The sequence below is a fragment of the Mesorhizobium sp. genome, from assembly GCF_017306585.1.
Lineage (GTDB): Bacteria > Pseudomonadota > Alphaproteobacteria > Rhizobiales > Rhizobiaceae > Mesorhizobium.
In genome coordinates this window covers 1-1,744 of sequence record NZ_JAFKIC010000005.1, presented here as the reverse complement: position 1 = coordinate 1,744, position 1,744 = coordinate 1, and the positions used below count along the sequence as shown (strand labels likewise).

General features: G+C 64.3%; 3 protein-coding genes and 1 pseudogene. All 4 read right to left on the bottom strand.

Annotated features, from left to right (window positions below):
- A pseudogene (locus tag J0I79_RS00070) lies at positions 1-63 on the bottom strand (30S ribosomal protein S19); the annotation flags it as partial.
- A 16-nt stretch (positions 64-79) separates the two neighbouring features.
- Positions 80-913: a 50S ribosomal protein L2 gene (gene rplB, locus J0I79_RS00065; protein ID WP_292854130.1), complete on the bottom strand. Its 834-nt coding sequence runs from the start codon at positions 911-913 to the stop codon at positions 80-82.
- A 22-nt stretch (positions 914-935) separates the two neighbouring features.
- Positions 936-1,229: a 50S ribosomal protein L23 gene (locus J0I79_RS00060; protein WP_292854128.1), complete on the bottom strand. Its 294-nt coding sequence runs from the start codon at positions 1,227-1,229 to the stop codon at positions 936-938.
- Positions 1,226-1,744: 50S ribosomal protein L4 (rplD, locus tag J0I79_RS00055; protein ID WP_292854126.1), on the bottom strand; the 519-nt coding region annotated here is incomplete at its 5' end. The genes J0I79_RS00060 and rplD, both read right to left, overlap by 4 nt.

The following is a 1,744-nucleotide window of genomic DNA, read 5'->3' as shown; positions in this document are numbered from 1 at the left end:
CTTGTCCACCTTCTTGAGAAGGTAGCCGTCGATGAAGGGGCCTTTCCAAATAGAACGAGTCACTTGGCGCTACCTCTTCTTAGCCCTTGCGCTGATGGCGCGAGCGCAGGATGAACTTGTCGGTCGCATTGTTGGACCGCGTCTTCTTGCCCTTGGTCGGCTTGCCCCACGGGCTGACCGGATGACGGCCACCGGAGGTGCGGCCTTCACCACCGCCATGCGGATGGTCGACCGGGTTCATGGTCACGCCGCGATTGTGCGGGCGCTTGCCGCGCCAGACCGTGCGGCCGGCCTTGCCGTCGTTGATGTTGCCGTGGTCGGGGTTCGACACGGCACCGACGGTGGCCATGCAGGAGCCGTGAACGACACGCTGCTCGCCCGAGTTCAGGCGCAGGATCGCCATGCCCTGGTCTCGGCCGACGAGCTGGGCGTAACCGCCAGCCGAACGGGCGACCTGGCCGCCCTTGCCCGGCTTCAGCTCGATGTTGTGGACGATCGTGCCGACCGGCATCGAGGCCAGCGGCATCGCATTGCCCGGCTTCACGTCGACGGCTTCGCCCGCGATGATCTTGTCGCCGGCGGCAAGGCGCTGCGGGGCGATGATGTAGGACAGCTCGCCATCGTCATACTTGATCAGCGCGATGAAGGCGGTGCGGTTCGGATCGTATTCGATACGCTCCACCGTGCCGACAACGTCGAACTTGCGGCGCTTGAAGTCGATGATGCGGTACGAACGCTTGTGACCGCCGCCGATGAAGCGGGCGGTGATGCGGCCGTAATTGTTGCGGCCGCCCGACTTGGTCAGGCCTTCGGTCAGACCCTTGACGGGCTTGCCCTTGTAGAGGCCCGAGCGGTCGACGATGACCAGCTGGCGGGTGCTCGGCGTTACCGGGTTGAATTTTTTCAGTGCCATGTTCTTGTCCTCGCGGCCTTGCTCAGAGACCCGTCGCGACGTCGATCGACTGGCCGTCGGCCAGCGTCACAACCGCCTTCTTGACGTCGCTCTGGCGGCCGATCGTGCCGCGGAAGCGCTTGATCTTGCCCTTGCGGACAAGCGTGTTCACGGCCGTCACCTTGACGCCGAACAGCGCTTCGACGGCGGCCTTGATTTCCGGCTTCGACGCCTTCTTGGCGACGTTGAAGACGACCTGGTTCTGCTCGGAAGCCATGGTCGACTTTTCGGTGATCGCCGGGCTGACGATCACGTCGTAGTGACGAAGGTCGGTCATTTAAAGCGCTCCTCGAGAGCCTCGACGGCGGCCTTGGAAAGGACCAGCGTGCCGCGGCGCAGAATGTCGTAGACGTTGATGCCCTGGATGGGCAGCACGTCGATGTTGGGGATGTTGGTTGCGGCCAGCTTGAAGTTCTGGTCGAGCTCGGCGCCACCAATCACCAGGGCGTTGGTCAGGCCCAGCGTCGCGAAATTCGCAACCAGCGCCTTCGTCTTGGCCTCGGTCAGCTTCAGCTCGTCGACGATGATGATCGACTCGCTCTTGGCCTTCGCCGAGAGGGCATGCTTGAGGCCCAGCGCACGGACCTTCTTGGGCAGGTCGTGCTCATGGCTGCGAACGACCGGGCCGTGGGCCTTGCCGCCGCCGCGGAACTGCGGAGCGCGTGCCGAATGGTGACGAGCGCGGCCCGTACCCTTCTGCTTGTACATCTTGGCGCCGGTGCGCGTGGTTTCGGGGGGGCCCTTGGTTTTGTGGGTGGGGTGGTGCTTCTTGGCGAGCTGCCAGCGCACGAC